Raw genomic sequence first — 19,286 nt, 5'->3', positions numbered from 1 at the left:
TCTGCTGATCGTCGCAACCGCGCGTCAACTCCCGTGCCCGGCACAGCCTCTGGGGTCCCAGGGGTGTTGTACGCGATATCCGCGCGCTGCCCCTATCGTGGACGCATGCCCACCCCCGAGCTGATCCGGATCGTCTCGCGAGACTCGCCCATGGCGCTCGCGCAAGTGGAACGCGTACGCGCCGAACTCGCGGCCCTGCACCCCCGGGTGGCCACCGAGGTCGTCCCGGTCAGGACGACCGGCGACAAGTGGATGGGCGATCTCTCGCTGGTCGAGGGGAAGGGCGCCTTCACCAAGGAGGTGGACGCCGCGCTGCTGGCGGGGCAGGCCGATCTCGCCGTGCACTGCGTCAAGGACGTGCCCGCCGACCGCCCGCTGCCCGCCGGGACCGTCTTCGCCGCCTTCCTCAAGCGCGACGACATCCGCGACGCCCTGATCCACCCCGGCGGCCGCACCCTCGACGAGCTGCCCGACGGCACCCGTATCGGCACCTCCTCCGTCCGCCGCGTCGCCCAGCTCGCCGCCTCCCACCCCCAGCTGCGCTGCGTCCCCATGCGCGGCAACGCCAACCGCCGCCTGGAGAAGCTGGCCGCCGGCGAGGCGGACGCCCTGCTGCTCGCCGCCTCCGGTCTGGAGCGCATCGGCCGCACCGACGCGATCACCGAGGTGCTCTCCCCGGAGGTGATGTGCCCGCCGATCGGCGCGGGCATCCTCGCCCTCCAGTGCCGCGAGGGCGACCGCGACCTGATCGACCTGGTGAGCGACCTCGGCGACCCCGACGCCCACCGGGAGGCGACGGCCGAGCGGATGTTCCTGCACGTCCTCCAGGGCCACTGCAACAGCCCGATCGCCGGATACGCGCGAGCCGCCCGCAACGGCGACCTGTCGCTGCGCGCCTGTGTGTTCACCCCCGACGGCAAGACCGTCCTCAACGCCCACGAGTGGGCGGGCCCGCTCGACCCGGCCACCCTCGGCACCTCCGTCGCCGTCACCCTGCTGCGCCAGGGAGCCCGTGAGCTGATCGACTCGATCGCCCACTGAGCGGGCCCGGGCGACGGACGCCCGGGCCGCTCCCGCGGTGCCTACGCCTTTGGACGGAGGACAAGCGCGACCTGGGACCGATCCGGTGAAGATCGCCCCGCCACTAGCATGGCTCCCGCTCGCCGGCTTCGTCGTCGATGCCCAGTCCATCGGCGAAGCCGGCGAGAGCATAGGTTCAGTGGGACAGGTAAGCGACTGGACCGGAGGACGCCCGCAGATGCTCAGCCGTACCGACGAGGTCGAATCACTGATGGCCCGGTTCCCGGGAGTGCCCCGGGAAGCCGTGATCAAGGAAGATCTGCTGCGCGGAGGCATGGCCTTCGACGACTCCGCGCTCAGCGACAACGAGTCCGGAGAGGTCAAGCCGAAGTCGTACTTCATCTTCTCCTTCGACCACCGCACCCTCCCGGAGCTGGGCGCGGCCGCGCTGCGCCGCCCGCCGGAGGAGATCGTGCTGACCGGCGGCCCGTACGACCTGCGCCGCACGGTGGTGTCGGTGCGGGTCAACCCGGCGTCCCCGTACCGGGTCGCGGCCGACGACCACGGCATGCTCGGTCTGTACCTGGACGGCAAACGGATCTCGGACGTGGGGCTGCCCCCGATGCCCGAGTACTACAAGCACAAGCTGTCCAACGGCAAGTCCGTGATGGAGGTGGCCCCGACGATCCAGTGGGGCTATCTCATCTATCTGACCGTCTTCCGGGTCTGCCAGTACTTCGGCGCCAAGCAGGAGTGCCAGTACTGCGACATCAACCACAACTGGCGCCAGCACAAGGCCGCCGGGCGTCCCTACACGGGCGTGAAGCCGGTCGAGGAGATCCTGGAGGCGCTGGAGATCATCGACCGGTACGACACCGCCAAGGCGTCCACCGCGTACACCCTCACCGGCGGCGCGATCACCTCGCACGTCGGCGGGCGCGACGAGGCCGACTTCTACGGGATGTACGCCAAGGCGATCGAGGAGCGCTTCCCCGGCCGCTGGACGGGCAAGGTCGTCGCCCAGGCCCTTCCCAAGGAGGACGTGCAACGCTTCCACGACTACGGCGTACGGATCTACCACCCCAACTACGAGGTGTGGGACCGGCGGCTGTTCGAGCTGTACTGCCCGGGCAAGGAGGAGTACGTCGGCCGCGACGAGTGGCACCGGCGGATCCTCGACTCGGCGGAGATCTTCGGCCCGCGCCATGTGATCCCGAACTTCGTCGCGGGCGTGGAGATGGCCGAGCCCTTCGGCTTCACAGGCGTCGACGAGGCGATCGCGTCCACGGTCGAGGGCCTGCGCTTCTTCATGTCGCGCGGGATCACCCCGCGCTTCACCACCTGGTGCCCCGAGCCGACGACCCCGCTGGGCAAGGCCAACCCGCAGGGCGCGCCGCTGGAGTACCACATCCGCCTGCTGGAGGCGTACCGGGCGACGATGGACGAGTACGGCCTGGCCTCCCCGCCCGGCTACGGGCCCGCGGGGCCGGGGAACGCGGTGTTCTCGGTGAGCTCCTTCATGGACAGCCTGCCGGCCTAGTCGAGCGGCACTCCAGCCATGGTTTATGATTCATCTATATGCGGGCCGCGCTGAGGCGCCGGTTCACCCGCCCCATGTACGAGCCCCGGCAGGTCTCCCCCGTCCTGCCGGGGCTCTTTTGCTGCCCTGACCAGGGGTGGAGGGGGGCCGACCGGCCGCCTGTGTTGCGCGTTCACCCGGTTGGGGTCACGCTGATTGCGTTCGCTCTGTATCTGAGTGACTACTTACCGCTTTCTCGGGGCTGTCATGTCAAAGCGGCAGCAGCCGGCTCCGCCGGCCGTCCTGATGAGGAGCGCAGTCGTGGGCGTGGTCGTGGAAGTCAACCGTCAGTACACCCTGGATCTGGAAGCGGCCCCCGAGCGGGTGCCGCAGATCCGCCGGATCGTCGCCGCACACCTTCGGTACTGGCGGCTGGAGTGTCTGATCCAGCCGGTCAGCCTCGGTGTGTGCGAGCTGCTCACCAACGTGTTCCGGCACGCCGAGGGTGACAAGAACTGCACGCTCGAACTGCGCTGGACCGGCCGCCGGCTCACCGCGGCCGTCCTCGACCGCGACCCGCGCCTGCCCGTCCTCGGCGGCGACGAGCCCCTCGCGGCCCGTGGCCGCGGCCTGGCCATGGTGGCCTCGCTCAGCGACAGCTGGGGCACCCACGCCACGGATGGCGGCAAGGTCGTCTGGTTCACGCTGCGGGCCGAGGCGCCCGACGCGCAGGCCCTGGTCCGCACCAAGCCCCTGCCCGTACTGGCGGCGGCGCAGCGCCCGCCCGCCACGGTGGTGCGCCGCCCGGTGGGGATCCCACTGGAGCGCGAGCCGCATCTGTGCGGATAGACGGACCGCGGTACGGCCCCGGCGCCCTGTTTCACGGCACTTCGCGCAGGAACAGGGCGCCGCAGGTGTGACAGAACGGCCGCGCCCGCTCGGTTCCCCACGCGTCGGACGGCAGCTGGGGCCGGCTCATGTCGAGCGCGCGGCCGCACATGGACACGTCCTGGCCGGCGCGGACCATGTGCCACTCCTTGAGCGTGTCGTCGGGCTCGGTCATCTCGGCGACGATGTGGTGTTCCATCGCGTGCTGCTCCTTCGTGGGGCCCAGGGGTGCCGGGTGGGGGGGGGCGCGGCACCGCCCCCACTCTGACGCCCGCCCCGGATCCGCGCACGTCCGGCGGCGCCACTCGGGCACGGCCGGGGAGCCGGGTGGTGACCCACGCATGAATGCGGGCCGAAACCTTACTATTCAAGATTCAATGTTCTCGTTGCTTTAGAAACCCAAGCAGAGGCGGCTTTGCGCCTTCTTCTCCGCAGGCACCCATCAGCCCGTCCGATCGTTCGGGTGGCTCTGGCCTGCAACTTTACGCGATCGGGGGGTGGCGGAGGGTGACCGAATCCGTATACGACGCGCTGCGGCCCGCCCGGACCTGGACAAGACTCGCCCTCGTTCATCCGTCCCTGAATGACAGGAGTGTTCGATATGCGTAAGACGCTTGGGCGTACGACTCTGGTGGCCGCGCTGGCTCTGGCCGGTGCCGCGGTCGCCGTACCGGGTGCGGCCGGCGCCGATCAGCACGACACCCGGGGTGCCGCGATGAGCCTGTACGCGCCGTCCGCGCTCGTCCTGACCGTGGCGCCCGGCACTGGGGACGACGGCGCCTCCGTGCTGCGCGCGGTCACCCTCACCTGCGCGCCCGCCCCCTCCGGGACGCACCCGGCGCCCAAGGACGCCTGCCAGGAGCTCCGGCGCAACCAGGGGAACTTCGCCGCGATCACGGCGGGCCCGCCGGCCGGGGTGGTGTGTACCAAGGAGTGGAAGCCGATGACGGTCACGGCCGACGGCGTGTGGGAGGGCCAGCGCGTCTCGTACAAGTACACCTTCGGCAACCCCTGCCTGAAGCAGGCGGGCCAGGGCGTCCTCTTCGCGTTCTGACCGAGCGCGCTCCCGGGCACATCCGTACGAACGGCGGGGCATCCCCCAAGGGGTGCCCCGCCTCCGTGCCGTCCGGCCCGTGCGCGGAGTGCGCCGGGCGGGACGGCGGCGGACAATGGGGACGGTCGGAGGTGGCGATGGACCCGGTGACGGCGTTGCGGCGGATCGCGTTCCTGCTGGAGCGCACCCAGGCCCCCACGTACCGCGTCAAGGCGTTCCGTACGGCCGCCGACGTGATCGCGGACATGGCGGACGGCGAGGCCGAGAAGCGTGCGGGCGCCGGGTCCCTGGAGTCCGTGCGGGGGATCGGCCCGAAGACCGCCCAGGTGGTGGTGGAGGCCCTGGCGGGCGAGGAGCCCCGGTATCTGCGGCGGCTGGAGGAGGAAGGCGCCGCCGCGCCCCTCGCCGAGGGCGGTGAGCGGATGCGCGCGGCCCTGCGCGGCGACTGCCACCTCCACTCCGACTGGTCCGACGGCGGCAGCCCCATCGAGGAGATGGGGCGGGCGGCCGCGGAGATCGGCCACGAGTGGGCGGTCCTCACCGACCACTCGCCGCGGCTGACCGTCGCCAACGGCCTCTCCCCGGAACGGCTGCGCAGGCAGCTGGACGTGGTGGCGGAGGCGAACGAGCGGTGGGCGCCGTTCCGCCTGCTCACCGGCATCGAGTGCGACATCCTGGAGGACGGCTCGCTCGACCAGGAGGAGGAACTCCTGGAGCGGCTGGACGTCGTGGTGGTGTCGGTGCACTCCAAGCTCCGTATGGACGCCGCCGCGATGACCCGCCGCATGGTCGCCGCGGTCCGCAACCCGCACGCCGACGTGCTCGGGCACTGCACCGGCCGGCTGGTCACCGGGGGCCGGGGCAAGCGCCCCGAGTCGGAGTTCGACGCGGACGAGGTCTTCGCCGCGTGCGCCGAGTCGGGCACGGCCGTCGAGATCAACAGCCGCCCCGAGCGCCTGGACCCGCCCCGCCGGCTGCTGCGCCGGGCGGTCGAGGCGGGGGTGCTGTTCTCCATCGACACCGACGCGCACGCCCCCGGCCAACTCGACTGGCAGGTCTTCGGCTGCGCCCGTGCGCAGGAGTGCGGGGTCCCGGCGGAGCGGGTCGTCACGACGTGGACGCGCGAGGAGCTGCTCGCGTGGACGCGGCAGGGCCGTACCCCCGCGCGCGGTTGACGTACGGGCGGCGACCGGCGGCCGCCGTGGCGGGGCGGCGTCGTCTTCTCGGGTGAGGCGGGCGGGTGGCCGTGTCCATCGGCGGTGTCGGCCGGTTGTCAGGGCGTGATCTCAACACGACGTATCGCCACAGTCCTCGCCCTCGCCGCCGGAGTCTCGGGCCTCGGCGCCTCCGCGGCGGACGCCGCGGGCCCGGCCGGAGCCAAGTCCGCGGGCCTCTCCCCGATCGCCGTGCTCGACGGGCTCGTGAACAGCTCCGTCCCGGCCGAGGAGCGCGCCCGGATGCCCCACGTGGGGCCCCAGCTCTCCCAGTTGAACAAGCTGAACGACCTCAACCAGCTCCACCAGGTCACCGACCCGGTCGCGCCGATCATGGGCCTGATGCCGGGCCTCGGATAGGGAGCGCGGGCGGCCGGACGGCGGACAGCGGCCGAATACCTGTTCGCCGCCCGGGCCGAAAGGTGGCTGTCCGCGGGCCGCACGTGCCGGTAGGAATTGCTCAGCGCAAGTGACCGGACGCCGGCATGGTCGGTGTACCTCCGCTGCACTGACGAGGAGACCGCCCGTGATACGGACCCGTTTCGCCTGTCTCGCCCTTCTGGCCGCCGCCGCCTGCGTCGCCGGGACGACCCCCGCCAACGCCGCGCCCGGTGACACCCTGAACATGTGCGCCTCGACGCTCACCCCGACCGGGTGGGTGGCCACCCAGTGGTGGAACAGCGCCGGCTGCGGATCCGGCTTCAGCCCGAACAGCAAGAGGATCATGCAGCTCACGGGCTACCCGGTCGGCACCAGGGTCAACGCCTGCGCCTCCACGTACCCGCCCGCGGGCTGGACCATCACCAGCACGTTCTACAACAGCGCCTGCCGCTACTCGGTGGTCCCGAGCTTCGACCCCAACGCCTGGACCCTCGTCAGAACGAACTGAGTCTCCCGTACGGAACGGGGGCGCTCGCGCCCACGCGGCCGGGCGCCCCCGTTCTGTCATCCCGCGCGCCGGCGGCGCCACGTGTGCGCCGACGCTCCGTACGTCCGCAACGTCCGCAGAAAACGTCCCCCACCGGGAGAGCCGCATGGCCGTCCACTGGAAGCTCGTCGTCGACTGCGCCCGGCCGCGGCGCCTCGCCGCGTTCTGGGCCGAGGCCCTGGGCTACGAGGTGGAGGACCACACGGCGCTCATCGAGCGGCTGGCCGCGGCGGGAGCGGTCACCGAGGAGCTGTACACGCGGACCGGAGGCCGCACGGCCTGGCGGACCCTGGCCGCCGTGCGCCACCCCGACGACCCCGTGGAGGCGGCCTCCGGCATGGGTCTCGGCCGCCGGCTGCTCTTCCAGAGCGTTCCCGAGCCCAAGCGGGTGAAGAACCGCCTCCATCTGGACCTGCACTTCGGCCCCGAGCACCGCGAGGCGGAGGTCGAGCGCCTGGAGGGCCTGGGGGCGACCGTGCTCCAGGTGGTCGTGGAGCCCGGCACCAACCACGTGGTCATGGCGGACCCGGAGGGGAACGAGTTCTGCGTGCAGTAGCCCCTCCGGTGCCTCGTCCCCGGGCGGACTACTCGTCCCAGGCCTGCACCACGGTCTGGTCGACGATCTTGCCGTCCTTGAGCGACATCATCGAACTGGCCAGCACCCGTACGCCGTCGGGGTACTCGCAGGACTCCGTGTACGCGACGGTGTCCTCCTGGACCACGCACCGCTCCACCTTGTGCGTCATGTCCCGGCCGTAGACGTCGTCGAGCATCCGGGAGATCTCGCCCTGGCCGTGCATGACCATCGGGCGGCTCGGCTGGCTGTTGCGGTCGACGACGCGGATCTCCGCGTCGTCCGCGTACAGCGACAGCAGGGCCTTCGCGTCGTGGCCCTCGATGCCGCGGCGCAGTGTCTCCGTGTCGAAGGCGGTGCCCATGATGACCTCCTCCAGAAGGTCGCGGCCCGCGCCTGGTGGGCCGCGAGGGGCCTACGCTTCGAGCCTCCTCCGCCGGGACGCCCGGGGCAAACCGTGCGGCCGGAAACGGTGTCGTGCCGTGCGGAAACGGTGCCCGCGGGAGATCGTGGGCGCAGGGCACGGTGAGCGGCGGAGGCGGAATGAAGAGCGACGACGGCCCGGAACTCGTCCTGGTGACCGGCGCGACGGGCTACATCGGCGGCCGGCTGGTGCCCGAGCTCCTGGACGCCGGGTACCGCGTGCGGTGTCTGGCCCGTACCCCGGGCAAGCTGCGCGACCACCCGTGGGCCGGGCGCGTGGAGACCGTACGGGGCGACGTCACGGACGCGGAGTCGGTCGGGGCGGCGCTGCGCGGTGTGGACGTGGCGTACTACCTGGTGCACTCGCTCGGCACCGGGCGGAGCTTCGAGACCACCGACCGCTCGGCCGCCCGGATCTTCGCCGAGCAGGCCGCGGCCGCCGGGGTCCGGCGCGTCGTCTACCTCGGCGGCCTCATCCCCGCGGGCGTACCGCAGCGGGAACTGTCGCCGCATCTGCGCTCCCGCGCCGAGGTGGGCGACATCCTGCTCGGCTCGGCCGTGCCGACGGCCGTGCTGCGCGCCGCCGTCATCATCGGCTCCGGCTCGGCCTCGTTCGAGATCCTGCGCCATCTGACCGAACGCCTTCCGGTGATGATCACCCCGAGCTGGCTGGGCAACCGCGTCCAGCCCATCGCCGTACGGGACGTGCTGCGCTACCTCGTGGGGTGCGCCCGGCTGCCCGCCGACGTCAGCCGGACCTTCGACATCGGCGGCCCCGACGTCTTCAGCTACGAGCAGATGATGCGCCGGTACGCCGAGGTCGCCGGGCTGCCGCACCGGCTGATCCTGCGGGTGCCGATGCTGCCGCCGCGGCTATCCAGCGAGTGGATCGGCCTGGTCACCCCGGTCCCCGGCGGTCTGGCGCGACCGCTCGCGGAGTCTTTGCGCCACGAGATGGTCTGCCACGGGCACGACATCGCGCGGTACGTGCCCGACCCGCCCGGCACGCCCATCGGCTTCGACGAGGCGATCGCGCTCGCCCTGGGGCGGATCAAGGAGGCCAACGTGGTCACCCGCTGGTCCTCCGCCGCGCTCCCCGGCGCCCCCAGCGAGCCGCTGCCCACCGACCCCGACTGGGCGGGCGGCAGCCTCTACACCGACTGCCGCGAGCGCGTGGTGGACGCCTCGCCGGAGGCGCTGTGGCGGGTCATCGAGGGCATCGGCGGCGAGAACGGCTGGTACTCCTTCCCGCTCGCCTGGGCCGTACGCGGCTGGCTGGACCGGCTCTCCGGCGGCGCGGGGCTGCGCCGGGGACGCCGTGACGCGGCGCGGCTGCGGGTGGGGGACTCGCTGGACTTCTGGCGCGTGGAGGAGATCACCCGGCCGCGTCTGCTGCGGCTGCGCGCCGAGATGCGGCTGCCGGGGCTCGCCTGGCTGGAGATGTACGCCGAGCGCGAACCCGACGGCCGCACCCGCTACCGCCAGCGCGCCCTGTTCCATCCGCACGGTCTCCTCGGGCACGCGTACTGGTGGAGCGTGTCGCCGTTCCACGCCGTGGTCTTCGGGGGAATGGCGCGCAACATCACCCGGGCGGCGATGCGGGTGGAAGAGACCGAGCGGGTGGAAGCGGGCGAGCGGGCGGAAGCGGGCCGCGAGGGCTGACGCCGGCCCGCGTCAGACGCTCCGCTCCTCGACACCCGGGAGGTGGACGACGAGCAGGGCGACCGCGGCCAGGACGAAGTTCCGCGTCGCCGCCTCCAGTCCGTTCCAGGTCTTGGACTGCCACATCGCGAACCACTCGCCCCCGATCGCGATGAACCCGGCGCCGAAGAGCAGCAGCACCATCAGCAGCCCCACCGTGCTCAGCCGACGCGCCCGCACGAAGGCACCGCCGCCCCGCAGCGCCCGCGCCCACACCACGCCCGCCGCGACGAGCACCAGCGCGGCGACCGTCTCCCACACGATGATGAGGACGTACGCGACGTCCTGGAGCGCGGTGGAGTCGATGGCCCGCCAGGTGAGGTCGGGGTCCTTGAACGTGGTGTCCATGGCCAGCACATGGTGGACGAACGCGCGGTTGGTGCCGAAGTCCGTGATGTTCCCGAGCGCCACAAGTGCCATGTAGAGGGCGACGGTTGCGGTGAGCAGGGCCGCGGTCAGGGGCAGCACCGGGAGCGCGCCGGCCCGTCGGCGCAGCGACGGCCTGGCGGAGGGCCTTGGAGTCATGCCCGACTCTCCCCGGCGGTGCCGCGGGTGAAACCCGCGGACCGGGATCAGCCGGTGGCGGGCCGGTCCGCGATGGAGGTGATCAGGAGGTCGCCCGGCCGGACCGTGTACAGGACGTCCGCCGTGGTGCCGTCGCCCCACCGCTGGGTGACGACGACGCTCGACGTGTCGCGGCCGGCGCCCCGGAACGTCCAGGAGGAAGGGGCGTTCGGCGCGCGGAACACAGGGTCCTGGGCGGGGTGGGCCGCCGCCCAGGCGGTGAGCGCCCGGTTCAGCTCCGGGGTGAGGAACGTCCTGCGCACCTCGTCCGGGGTGGCGTCCTCGGTGGTGCCCATACGGGCCTTGAGGTACGCGGCGAGGAACGCCTCGACCTGGTCCTGCGCGGCGAGGGCGGACACGGGCGCGGGCGCGGGCACGGTGGCCTGAACGGGGTCGGAGCCGGGAGGGGGACCGGCGGCGGCGGGCCCGGCGGCCGGCAGGCCGAGCAGCGCGGCGGCCGCCGCGATCCCGGCGGCATGGACTCGCGTACGAAGGATCATGCGGTCGAGTCAAGCACCGATCACGCGGGAGGCCGGATCGGGATCGTCCACTCGGGTGACGCGGTGGGCCGCCGCGCCGAGGGGCTCACGCAGGACGTGCGCCCCTCGGACCGCCGTCGGCGGACAGCTGACGGAGGGAAACCGTCAGAGCTGGCCGGAGGCGGAGATGGTGATCTTCGCCTTGGTCTTGCCGCTCTGCGAGCCGAGGCTCTCGATCTTCCGGACGAGCTTCATGCTGTCCTCGTCCGCCACCTCGCCGAAGACGACGTGCTTGCCGTCCAGCCAGCCGGTGACGATGGTGGTGACGAAGAACTGCGAGCCGTTGGTGTTCGGGCCGGCGTTGGCCATCGACAGCAGGCCCGGGCGGTCGTGCTTGAGGGTGAAGTTCTCGTCGGCGAACTTCTCGCCGTAGATGCTCTTGCCGCCCGTGCCGTCGCCGCGGGTGAAGTCGCCGCCCTGGAGCATGAAGTCCGGGATCACACGGTGGAAGGAGGAACCGGCGTAGCCGAAGCCCTTCTCGCCCGTGGCGAGCGCGCGGAAGTTCTCCGCGGTCTTGGGGACCACGTCGTCGAACAGGTTGAAGTTGATCCGCCCGGCGGGCTCGTCGTTGATGGTGATGTCGAAGTAGACCTTGGTCGTCATGCCCCCATCCTGACATCCCGTCCGGCGAACCCGCGCTCCGGGCACCCTCGCGGGGGCCCGCGCACCGGTTCGGGCGGGGCGGCGGCCCAGGTCGGAGGGGGTGCCGGGGCCGGTCCGGCGCGCGGCCGCGGCCCTCCGCGGCGGCCCGTCACCGGTCCCCGTCGGCCGTCCGTGTCAGCCGTCGGGATTGGCCTCCAGGCAGGTGAGCTCCATCTCGTCGAGGTAGGCCTCGTGCGTCTTGCCGGTCAGGCGCGCGTTCGTCTCGATACCGATCGCCGCCCACCCGGCCATGCTCATGACCAGCACCCGCAGCCCGTCGGGACCGTGCCGCGCCAGTACCCGGTCGGCCGCCCTCAGCGCCTCCTCGGGCACCCGCTCGGCGGGCTCCATGCCGACGACCGTGCGCAGCAGATCGATCGTGGTACGGGAGATCTCCGGCGCGACGGCCCGCAGCCGCCGTTCCTCGTCCTTGTCCACACGCCCTCCTCGCCGGGTGCACAGCGAACGGTAGGGCTATGCCCCGTGCGCCCGACCGACAAGCCAACGCCCCGCGCGGACAGCCGGATCGAGCCGGTTCCGCTACCGGCCCAGACGTGCCCGGAAGGCGAGCACCCGGCGGTAGGCCTCCTCGTAGGCCGCCGGATCCGGACCGCGCAGCCGTGCGTACGCCTCGACCGCCAGCGCGCACGCCGCGAGCGCGTCCGGGTTGTCGGGGCGCGTGGCGTCGTACAGGCCCTCCGCGAGCCGCCGCAGCGCGTCCGCCGCCGTCGCCAGCCGGTCCACCGGCGTCCGCTCGTCCTCGACGGCGATCCGCAGCCAGGACAGACACCCGTCGAGGTCGTCGTGGTCGTTCATCGCCACCTGCGCGACCCGCAGCACCCCCTCGACGTGCCCGGCCCGGGCCGCGGCGGTCCACCACCGCTCCGCCCCGGCCCGGTCGCCCTTCTCGTCGAGCAGGCAGGCCAGTTCGTACGCGCACAGCGCCTCGCCCGAGTCGCCGCTCTCGCCGATCCGGTGGCGCAGGCCGCTCCCGGTGGGCCGCTCCGGGGCGGTGAGCCGCTCGGCGGCCTGCCGCCACCAGTGCTCCGCCGCATCGGTGCGGCCGTCCCGGGCCAGCAGCATGCCGTAGTAGTAGGCCGCCCGGCCGTGCCCCCGCTCGGCGGCCTCGCGCCACCAGCGCTCGGCCGCCACGAGGTCCCCGGCCCGGTGCCGCAGGAACCCGGCGTGGACGGCGGCCTCGTCGCTGCCCTCCCCGGCCGCGCGGATCCACAGCTCCTCGGCCTCGGCGGTGCGCCCCTGGCGGTTGAGCAGGACCGCGAGGTTCTGCGCCGCGTTGGTCCGCCCGCCCGCGGCGGCGAGCCGCCACAGCGTCTCCGCCTGCGCGGTGTCGCCGCGTTCGGCGACGAGGGCGGCCAGCCCGTCGGCGGCGGCCCAGTCGCCCTCGTCCATGCCGCGCCGGTACCAGTGTTCGGCCTCCTCGCTCCGGCCGTCCTGGAGCGCCACCAGGCCGAGGTTGTTGAAGGCGTTCCCGACCCGGCGCTCGGCCGCCAGCTCGTACCAGCGCCGCGCGCCCGCGAGGTCGCCCCGGTCGTGGAGCAACTGGCCCAGGGTGAGCGCGGCCTGGCCGCTGCCCGCCCCGGCGGCGGCCCGGTAGGCGTCCGCCGCCTCGCGCGGCCGGCCGGCCGCCAGATGCCGGTCGCCCGCCTCGCGCAGGCGCAGGGCCTCACCGGTCTCCGGGTCCGGGCCGGTGCGCGAGGGGCCGCGCAGGATGCCGGTGCCGTCGGCGGTGGCGTGGGCCGCGACCGCGAAGGCGCTCCGCGACACGGCGTCCTGGCCCGGTGGCTCGTCGCGGGTGGCCGGGTCCCAGTGGTCCGGGTGGAGCTGGTGCACCGGGGTGCTGTTCGGGGCGCCGCCCGGCTGGTAGGTCGAGATGCCGGTCCTGGCGGTGACGGTCAGCTCCCAACGCGGGCGGTACGTACGGCCGTCGCAGACGATCTCGGCGTCGAGCCGCCAGTGCACCCAGGCGCCGGACGCGGTGACGGGTGCCAGCACGAGGGTGGCGCCGCCGCCCCGGGGGACGGTGAGCGGGAGGGCGGGCGCGTCCTCGTCGACGGGCCGGACGGCCGCCGGGCCGTCGTCGAGCCGAACCTCGAAGTCAGGCCGCCGCAACGGTTCGTACGCCTCCACGGACCGCTGGATGGACTCCAGCAGATCGGGGCTGAGCACCATGTCCGGCACCCGGCTGTGCGCCATGCTGACGCCGTCCGCGACGAGCGAGGCGTGCTCGGTGACCCGGGCCTGCAGACGTACCAGCGTGACCTCCGACGGGCCGTCCGCGGTCAGCGACAGCACCAGGTTGTGGCCGGTGAGCGGGATGAACGCGGCCTCGGAGCCGGTCCCCGAACCGGGTGGCCCGATCAGCGCGAGCTGGCTGCGGCTCGTCACCCGCAGCGTGTACGGCACGTCGTCGGGAAGCCCGGTCGCGGGCACGTCCCGGACGGGCCGCTGCATCGCGTACATCGCGGAGCCGCTTCCCTCGGGCGGGGGAGGGGCCGGCGGGGAAGAGGGCCGGACGGACCTCCGGCGCCGCGCGGCCAGGCTCCCCGACACGGCGGCGACCACGAAGACGCCCGCCCACGCGGGCCAGAGGTCGGTGCCGCCCGCGAGCAGGACCGCGCCTCCCAGGACGAGCGGAGCGAGGGTGGCGAGGGCCACGCCGCGGGGCGTGGGGTCCGGCGCCATCAGGCGGCCGGACGCGCGTGGCGGGCGGCGGTGCGGAACGGACGGCCGCCGAGGTCCACCCGTACGCTCCCGGTCCGGCCCCCGCAGGACCAGTCGAGCCACAGCGCCCAGGTGACGTCCCCGGTCCCGGTCCTGACCTCCAGGTCGAAAACCTCCACCGCCTCCTGGCCGACCTGGTACGGGAAGTCGCTGCCGGAGAGCGGGCGGACGCGCGGCGGATCGGCGTCGAGCAGCACCTCGAACCGCCGTAACGGGATCTCGGCGGCGTGCCGTGAGAGGTCCCCGCCGCGGTCGGCCCGCGCGATCACCTCGGCGCGCAGCTCCGTCAGCACCACGGGCAGCGGTCCCGCGCCGGTCACGACCAGCCGGAGCGTGTGCCCGCTCGCGGGGATCTCCACGGTCCGGCCGCCCTCGTCCAGCACCACGTAGTCCTGGTTCCTGATCTGTGCGGAGACGAGGACGGGGACCGCCGTGCCGGCGTCCTCACCCGCCCGGCGCCGCGCCAGCCGGTCGCTGAACCTTCGGGGCAGGTCCTGGCTCAGATACGCGGCGGTCGCGGCCGCCACCACCCCGCCCGACCACGACAGGACTCCGCCCGGGGCCAGGACCAGGACCGTGCCGACCGCTGCCGCCCCCGCGCCGCCGACCAGCCAGGCACGGCCGCGCCCCCCACGTCTCGCCATCGCACTCCGTCCCGGATACCGCATACGGATTCGCCCGCACACCGTATCGGCGGAGCGAACGCCCTGTCAGACGGTCGGAACTTCCTCTCGCGCGGGGCGAGAAGAGGCGGACCCGGGCCGTACGCGTCCCAGTTCCCTGTTCCAGGGACCCGCGTACGCGCAGGTGGGAGCCGTTGGAACGTCCCGGCGTCCCCAACTCGCCGCCGGGGCTGGCGGCCGGGACGGCGCCGGGGCGAGTGTGGGGCCGCGGGACCGGCCGGTCCCGCCCTTCCTGACGAAATGTGAGACCGCCATGTCGAAGAAGACGAGCCGGACCGTCGTGGGCGCGGTCGTGGCCGCCGCCGCGCTGGTGGCGGCCGGTGCCGTCCCGGCCTCCGCCGTGCACGGGGGCGGGACCGCTACGGGCACGCCCTCGTTCGCGGTGGTCCTGGAGAATCCCGACGGTTCGCAGTGGTGCGGCGGCACGCTGATCGCGCCGGACAAGGTCCTGACCGCCGGGCACTGCCTCGGGAACGCGGCGGACCCCAAGGCCCTGCTGGTGGTCGGCGGCCGGGCGGACCTGTCCTCCACCGGCGGCCGGGTGCGCCATGTGGCCGCGTTCGAGGTCGCCCCCGACTTCAACTGGAACCTGGACCACGACGCGGCCCTGATCACCCTGGACAAGCCCCTTCCGTACAAGCCGCTGCCCCTGGCGAAGAAGAAGGACACCGCCCTCTACCGGGACGGCCGTACGGCCACCGTGTACGGGTGGGGGATGACCGGCCCGGGCGCCCCCGGCACCCGGCTCAAGCAGGCCACGCTCCGGCTCGCCCCGCAGGCCTCGTGCGCCCCCTACACCGACCCCGCCGACACCCGCGACCTCCGCGTCTGCGGGCTGCCGCGCACCGGCACCACCGACAGCATCTGCCCCGGCGACTCGGGCGGCCCGCTGGTCGCGGACGGCAAGCTGATCGGCATCGTGTCGACCGGCAACAAGTACTGCGACACCCAGCACCCGGTCTCGGTGTTCACCAAGGTGAGCACGGTCGCGCCGGAGCTCGGGCTGTAGCCGGTCCGGGCGGCGGCCCCGCCGTGGTCAGAAGGCGGCGATCGTGCGGGGCGCCCGCTCCTCGCGGCTGAGCGCCCGCAGTACCGCCGTCGGGCCGTGCCGGCGCACGGCCAGACGCGCGAGCAGGTCGACCACGCCCTCCACCGCGTCCGGCGCCCACGGCGGCGTGGGGATGTGCGCGCTCACCGCCAGGTCGTCGCCGTGCACCGCGATCTCCATCGTCCGGGTGGTCAGGAAGTCGTCGAGCAGCAGCGACCACGGGCCCCAGAGCGGGATGCGGACCGGCCGGTTCTCCACCGAGGCCAGGGTGTCCGTCAGCTCGGCCACGGCCTCGGCCACCCGGTCCGCCAGCGCCTTCGGGCCGTCCACGGCATCGCTCTCGCCGCCGCGCCGGATCCGTACGCTGATCTCGGCGTCGAGCTCCGCCCCGATCCACTCCACCCGCTCGTAGTGCCCGAGCAGCGGGACCACGGGCTCGGCCGGTACGGGACCGGCGAGCGCGGCCGGGATCGACAGGACCTGGTAGGCGAGATGGCCCGCGAGACCGGCCACGGAGAACGCGGCGAGCGCGCTCGGCCCGGACCACGCGGCGGCGACGGCCGGGTCGCGCAGCAGGTCCGGGACGGTGTTCGCCAGGGCCAGGAAGTCGTTCCGGGGTGAGGTCATTCCCGTACGATGCCGTCCGCCACCCTCACCGGGCAAGCGCCTTCCCCGGGCACGCGCCCTCACCAGGCAAGTGGCAGTGTCTCCGGGCCGCGGTTGATCGAGCCGCGCCGCCAGCGCACCTCTTCCGGCGCGACCGCGAGCCGCAGACCGGGGGCCATGCGCAGCAGCGTGGAAAGGATCACCTCCAGCTGCATCCGGGTCAGGGCGGCCCCCAGGCAGTAGTGCGCGCCGTGCCCGAAGGCGAGGTTGGGCGACTCGTCGCGGGTCAGCTCCAGGCGGTCCGGCTCGGTGTAGACCTCCGGGTCGCGGTCGGCGGCCAGATACGAGACGTAGACGGCCTCCCCGGCGCGGATGAGCACATCGCCCACGGGTACGTCCTCGGTGGCGATCCGGGGCAGCCCCACACCGTTGCGCTGCGGGATGAACCGCAGCAACTCCTCGATGGCCATGGGCAGCAGCGCCGGCTCGGCCCGCAGCCGTGCCAGTTGCGCGGGGTGGGTGAGCAGGGTGTACACCATCGTGGAGCACTGGTTGCGGACCTGGTCGAGGGCGTTGAGGACGATCATCACGGCGAGCGAGATCAGCTCCGGGCGGCTGAGCGCGCCCTCCGCCTGTGCCTGGGACAGCTCGCTGAACAGGTCGTCGCCCGGGTGTTCGAGGCGGTGGTCCGCGAGCGACCTGAAGTATCCGGCGATCTCGGCCTTGACCGCGTTGCTCTCCTCCAGGGAGTGGTCGCTGGAGAGGATGACGCCGCGCCAGGTCTGGAGCCGGCCGAGGTCGGCCTCCGGCACCCCGAGGAGCTTCCCGATCACCTGCTCCGGCATCGGTCCGGTCACGTACTCGGTGAGGTCGGCGGGCGCGCCCCGCGCCAGCATCTCCCCGACCAGCCGTTCCGCGATCGCCTCCGCCTCCACCCTGAGGACCGCGACCCGCTTGCGGTTGAAGGTCTGGGCGAGGAGCCGCCGCAGCCGGGTGTGGTCGGGCGGATCGGTGCGGCCGATGCCGCCGGCGGGGGCCACGACGTGCGGGGTCATGCTGGTCACCGGCCGGTCGACGGTCAGCGCCCGGCTGAACCGCGGGTCCGAGGTGACCTCCTTGACGTCCTGGTAGCGGGTCACCAGCCAGGCGTTGCCCTCCCCGAACCGCATCCGCACCAGGGCGACGGGCTCCTCGCGCAGCAGCCGGTGCAGCAGCGGGTCGAACTCCAGCTCGTGCAGGTGCTCCACCGGCCAGAAGTGCTCGGTGGCCTCCTCGGAGGTGCGCCGGCTCAGCTCACCGGTGATGAGGTCCTCGCTCATGACGTCACCGCCGTCGGGGCCGGGGCGGCGGAGGAGTGCCGCAGAGGCGTCAGCTGCTCGATGTCGTAGCGCACCCGCAGCTCCTGTACGGCCGCCGGGTCGAACCCGCCGCCGCTGTCGAGGAGTTCGAGGAGCTCCTCGAAGTAGCGCTCGTGGTCCGGGGGAGGGGCGGCCTGGAAGAGCATCCGGGCGGGGCGGCCGGTCGGGTTGGCGAAGGCGTGCGGGCAGCCCGGCGGCACCAGGATCATCGTCCCGGCCGTGGCCCGGATGTGGCGCTGCCCGGACGGCGACTCCCACTCCCGCCAGTCGTCTCGGGTGCGCACCTTCGGCTCGAAGGCCATCACGTCCAGCTCGCCCTCCAGCAGGTAGAACAGCTCCTCGCTGCGGCTGTGGGCGTGCGCCCCGACGTCGAAGCCGGGCGGCACCACCACCTCGAACGTGGAGGCGACCGTCGAGTGCGCCCCGGTGACCTTGAAGGTCACCTGCTGGGCGGCGGTCCTGACGGTCCGCCCGCCGCCGGGCGGGATCACCAGACCCTCGGTGGGGCGGGTGTACGGGCCGGGGTCGTCCACGGCTGTCTCCTCTCGGTACGGCACGTCGGGCGCGCTCACCACTGCACCGGCAGTTCTTTGGGCCCGCGGATCAGCGCCCCGCGCTCCCACACCAGCTCCTGCTCCGGCACCGCGAGCCGCAGGCCGGGGAAGCGGTCCCACAGCGAGCGCAGCAGGATCTCGGACTCCATCCGGGCCAGGGTCGCGCCGGGGCAGTAGTGGGGGCCGTGCCCGAAGGCGACGTGCGGGTTGTGCTTCCGGTCGAAGTCGAGTTGCTCCGGGTCGGCGAACACCCGCGGGTCGCGGTTGGCCGTGAGGTACGAGACGTAGACGGGGTCGCCCGCGGGGATCGTCACCCCGCCCACCTCGACGTCCTCCAGGGCGATCCGCGAGAGGCCGACCGCGTTGCGGTGCGGGATGTAGCGCAGCAGCTCCTCCACGGCCTGGGGCAGGAGTTCGGGCTCGGCGCGCAGCCGGGCCAGGTGTCCGGGCCGGGTGAGCAGCGCGTACACCATGTTGGCGCTGTTGTTGCGGACCGCGTGGGCGCCGCCGATCTGGATGAGCACGGCGAGGCCGACGGCCTCGTCCTGGTCGAGCACCCCGTTCTCCAGGGCGCCCGCCAGCACACCCGCCAGATCCTCCTCGGGCTCGGCCCGGCGCCGCTCGATGAGGTCGCGGAAGTACGCGGCCATCTCCGCCTTGGCCCGCTCGCTGGCCTCGCGGCCGCGCGCGGCGGAGATGATGGTGTCCGACCAGTGCGCCATCTTCGCCTGGTCCTCGTCCGGCACGCCCATCAGCGCGCACACCATGGCGAGCGGGAAGGGCCGGTTGAGGTGGGCCATCAGGTCCAGCGGGCCGCCCCGGTCCGCCATCCGGTCGAGGAGGCGGTCGGCGACCTGCTGGGCGTGGTCGCGCAGCCGGCGCATCGAGCGGGCGGTGAAGGCGCTGGCGACCACGCGCCGCATACGGGTGTGGTCCGGCGGGTCCGCGAACCCGACGGCTCCGTCCATCGGGATGAAGTGCGGGGCGAGCCGGGTGACCTGGCGGCCCATCACGGCCTGCCGGCTGAAGCGGGGGTCCACGGAGACGAACCGCACGTCGTCGTAGCGGGTCGCCAGCCAGGCGTGGCCCTCGCCGTTGGGCAGGCGCACCCGGGCCACCGGCTCCTCGTGCAGCAGCCGTGCGAGCAGCGGATCGAAGGCGAGGCCGGGCAGGTCCGGCGGCGCCCAGAAGTGGATCTGCGGTGCGGCCATGGCGTTCTCTCCTGTCTC

22 protein-coding genes are annotated in these 19,286 nt (G+C 73.3%); 10 read left to right on the top strand and 12 right to left on the bottom strand.

Features of this window, described 5'->3' with window-relative positions:
• The first annotated feature begins 105 nt into the window (after positions 1-105).
• The 3 genes from hemC (at position 106) to ABZ404_RS01210 (ending at position 3,388) form a co-directional block, all read left to right on the top strand.
• The gene (gene hemC / locus ABZ404_RS01220) at positions 106-1,041 is read left to right on the top strand and encodes a hydroxymethylbilane synthase (protein WP_358834363.1); all 936 of its coding nucleotides are present in this window, start codon (positions 106-108) and stop codon (positions 1,039-1,041) included.
• Positions 1,042-1,258: 217 nt separating this feature from the next.
• Positions 1,259-2,560, top strand: a complete 1,302-nt coding sequence (locus tag ABZ404_RS01215) for a radical SAM protein (RefSeq protein WP_358834362.1) — start codon at positions 1,259-1,261, stop codon at positions 2,558-2,560.
• Positions 2,561-2,860: 300 nt separating this feature from the next.
• Positions 2,861-3,388 carry an ATP-binding protein gene (locus tag ABZ404_RS01210; RefSeq protein WP_358834361.1) on the top strand — a complete coding sequence of 176 codons (528 nt, stop codon included), beginning with the start codon at positions 2,861-2,863 and terminating at the stop codon, positions 3,386-3,388.
• A 31-nt stretch (positions 3,389-3,419) separates the two neighbouring features.
• Here ABZ404_RS01210 and ABZ404_RS01205 read toward each other — a convergent pair whose 3' ends face one another.
• Positions 3,420-3,626 (bottom strand): hypothetical protein, encoded by a 207-nt coding sequence (locus tag ABZ404_RS01205; RefSeq protein ID WP_358834360.1) that lies wholly within the window; start codon positions 3,624-3,626, stop codon positions 3,420-3,422.
• Positions 3,627-4,028: 402 nt separating this feature from the next.
• Between ABZ404_RS01205 and ABZ404_RS01200 the strand changes: the two genes are divergently transcribed.
• From ABZ404_RS01200 to ABZ404_RS01180, 5 genes are all read left to right on the top strand, one after another.
• Positions 4,029-4,481, top strand: a complete 453-nt coding sequence (locus ABZ404_RS01200; protein WP_358834359.1) for a subtilase-type protease inhibitor — start codon at positions 4,029-4,031, stop codon at positions 4,479-4,481.
• 137 nt (positions 4,482-4,618) lie between these two features.
• Positions 4,619-5,656, top strand: coding sequence for a PHP domain-containing protein (locus ABZ404_RS01195; RefSeq protein ID WP_358834358.1), 1,038 nt, complete (start codon positions 4,619-4,621; stop codon positions 5,654-5,656).
• Positions 5,657-5,761: 105 nt separating this feature from the next.
• The gene (locus ABZ404_RS01190) at positions 5,762-6,055 is read left to right on the top strand and encodes a hypothetical protein (RefSeq protein WP_358834357.1); all 294 of its coding nucleotides are present in this window, start codon (positions 5,762-5,764) and stop codon (positions 6,053-6,055) included.
• A 166-nt stretch (positions 6,056-6,221) separates the two neighbouring features.
• Positions 6,222-6,584, top strand: a complete 363-nt coding sequence (locus ABZ404_RS01185; protein WP_358834356.1) for a hypothetical protein — start codon at positions 6,222-6,224, stop codon at positions 6,582-6,584.
• 145 nt (positions 6,585-6,729) lie between these two features.
• Positions 6,730-7,179: a VOC family protein gene (locus tag ABZ404_RS01180; protein ID WP_358834355.1), complete on the top strand. Its 450-nt coding sequence runs from the start codon at positions 6,730-6,732 to the stop codon at positions 7,177-7,179.
• Between the two features lie 28 nt (positions 7,180-7,207).
• Here ABZ404_RS01180 and ABZ404_RS01175 read toward each other — a convergent pair whose 3' ends face one another.
• Positions 7,208-7,561: a nuclear transport factor 2 family protein gene (locus ABZ404_RS01175; protein ID WP_358834354.1), complete on the bottom strand. Its 354-nt coding sequence runs from the start codon at positions 7,559-7,561 to the stop codon at positions 7,208-7,210.
• A gap of 179 nt (positions 7,562-7,740) precedes the next feature.
• Here ABZ404_RS01175 and ABZ404_RS01170 point away from each other — a divergent pair, with 179 nt between their 5' ends.
• Complete coding sequence (locus ABZ404_RS01170; RefSeq protein WP_358834353.1) at positions 7,741-9,282, top strand: SDR family oxidoreductase; 1,542 nt, start codon at positions 7,741-7,743, stop codon at positions 9,280-9,282.
• 12 nt (positions 9,283-9,294) lie between these two features.
• On the opposite strand, the gene ABZ404_RS01165 is transcribed toward ABZ404_RS01170, so the two are convergent.
• The 6 genes from ABZ404_RS01165 to ABZ404_RS01140 form a co-directional block, all read right to left on the bottom strand.
• Complete coding sequence (locus ABZ404_RS01165; RefSeq protein WP_358834352.1) at positions 9,295-9,846, bottom strand: DUF2165 domain-containing protein; 552 nt, start codon at positions 9,844-9,846, stop codon at positions 9,295-9,297.
• A gap of 47 nt (positions 9,847-9,893) precedes the next feature.
• A complete protein-coding gene (locus ABZ404_RS01160) occupies positions 9,894-10,385 on the bottom strand; it encodes a hypothetical protein (protein ID WP_358989977.1) in 492 nt (163 codons plus the stop codon).
• A gap of 144 nt (positions 10,386-10,529) precedes the next feature.
• Positions 10,530-11,027 carry a peptidylprolyl isomerase gene (locus ABZ404_RS01155; RefSeq protein ID WP_358837847.1) on the bottom strand — a complete coding sequence of 166 codons (498 nt, stop codon included), beginning with the start codon at positions 11,025-11,027 and terminating at the stop codon, positions 10,530-10,532.
• Positions 11,028-11,201: 174 nt separating this feature from the next.
• Positions 11,202-11,504 (bottom strand): hypothetical protein, encoded by a 303-nt coding sequence (locus ABZ404_RS01150; RefSeq protein WP_358837848.1) that lies wholly within the window; start codon positions 11,502-11,504, stop codon positions 11,202-11,204.
• A gap of 102 nt (positions 11,505-11,606) precedes the next feature.
• Positions 11,607-13,742 (bottom strand): tetratricopeptide repeat protein, encoded by a 2,136-nt coding sequence (locus ABZ404_RS01145; RefSeq protein ID WP_358989974.1) that lies wholly within the window; start codon positions 13,740-13,742, stop codon positions 11,607-11,609.
• A 26-nt stretch (positions 13,743-13,768) separates the two neighbouring features.
• Positions 13,769-14,452 (bottom strand): hypothetical protein, encoded by a 684-nt coding sequence (locus tag ABZ404_RS01140; protein WP_358834883.1) that lies wholly within the window; start codon positions 14,450-14,452, stop codon positions 13,769-13,771.
• A 292-nt stretch (positions 14,453-14,744) separates the two neighbouring features.
• On the opposite strand from ABZ404_RS01140, the gene ABZ404_RS01135 reads away from it, so the two are divergent.
• The gene (locus ABZ404_RS01135) at positions 14,745-15,500 is read left to right on the top strand and encodes a serine protease (RefSeq protein ID WP_358834882.1); all 756 of its coding nucleotides are present in this window, start codon (positions 14,745-14,747) and stop codon (positions 15,498-15,500) included.
• Positions 15,501-15,527: 27 nt separating this feature from the next.
• Here ABZ404_RS01135 and ABZ404_RS01130 read toward each other — a convergent pair whose 3' ends face one another.
• From ABZ404_RS01130 to ABZ404_RS01115, 4 genes are read right to left on the bottom strand one after another with little or no spacing between them, the layout of a single operon-like run.
• Positions 15,528-16,166 (bottom strand): maleylpyruvate isomerase N-terminal domain-containing protein, encoded by a 639-nt coding sequence (locus ABZ404_RS01130; RefSeq protein ID WP_358834881.1) that lies wholly within the window; start codon positions 16,164-16,166, stop codon positions 15,528-15,530.
• A gap of 59 nt (positions 16,167-16,225) precedes the next feature.
• Positions 16,226-17,464 (bottom strand): cytochrome P450, encoded by a 1,239-nt coding sequence (locus tag ABZ404_RS01125; protein WP_358834880.1) that lies wholly within the window; start codon positions 17,462-17,464, stop codon positions 16,226-16,228.
• Entirely contained in the window at positions 17,461-18,036 is a 576-nt protein-coding gene (locus ABZ404_RS01120) for a cupin domain-containing protein (RefSeq protein WP_358834879.1), read from the bottom strand. The genes ABZ404_RS01125 and ABZ404_RS01120 overlap by 4 nt, the downstream gene beginning before the upstream one ends.
• 35 nt (positions 18,037-18,071) lie before the next feature.
• Positions 18,072-19,268, bottom strand: a complete 1,197-nt coding sequence (locus ABZ404_RS01115; protein ID WP_358834878.1) for a cytochrome P450 — start codon at positions 19,266-19,268, stop codon at positions 18,072-18,074.
• Between the last annotated feature and the right edge of the window lie 18 nt (positions 19,269-19,286).

The organism is Streptomyces sp. NPDC005878 (assembly GCF_040629815.1).
Taxonomy (GTDB): Bacteria; Actinomycetota; Actinomycetes; order Streptomycetales; family Streptomycetaceae; genus Streptomyces.
This window is presented reverse-complemented; position numbering and strand designations above follow the sequence as displayed.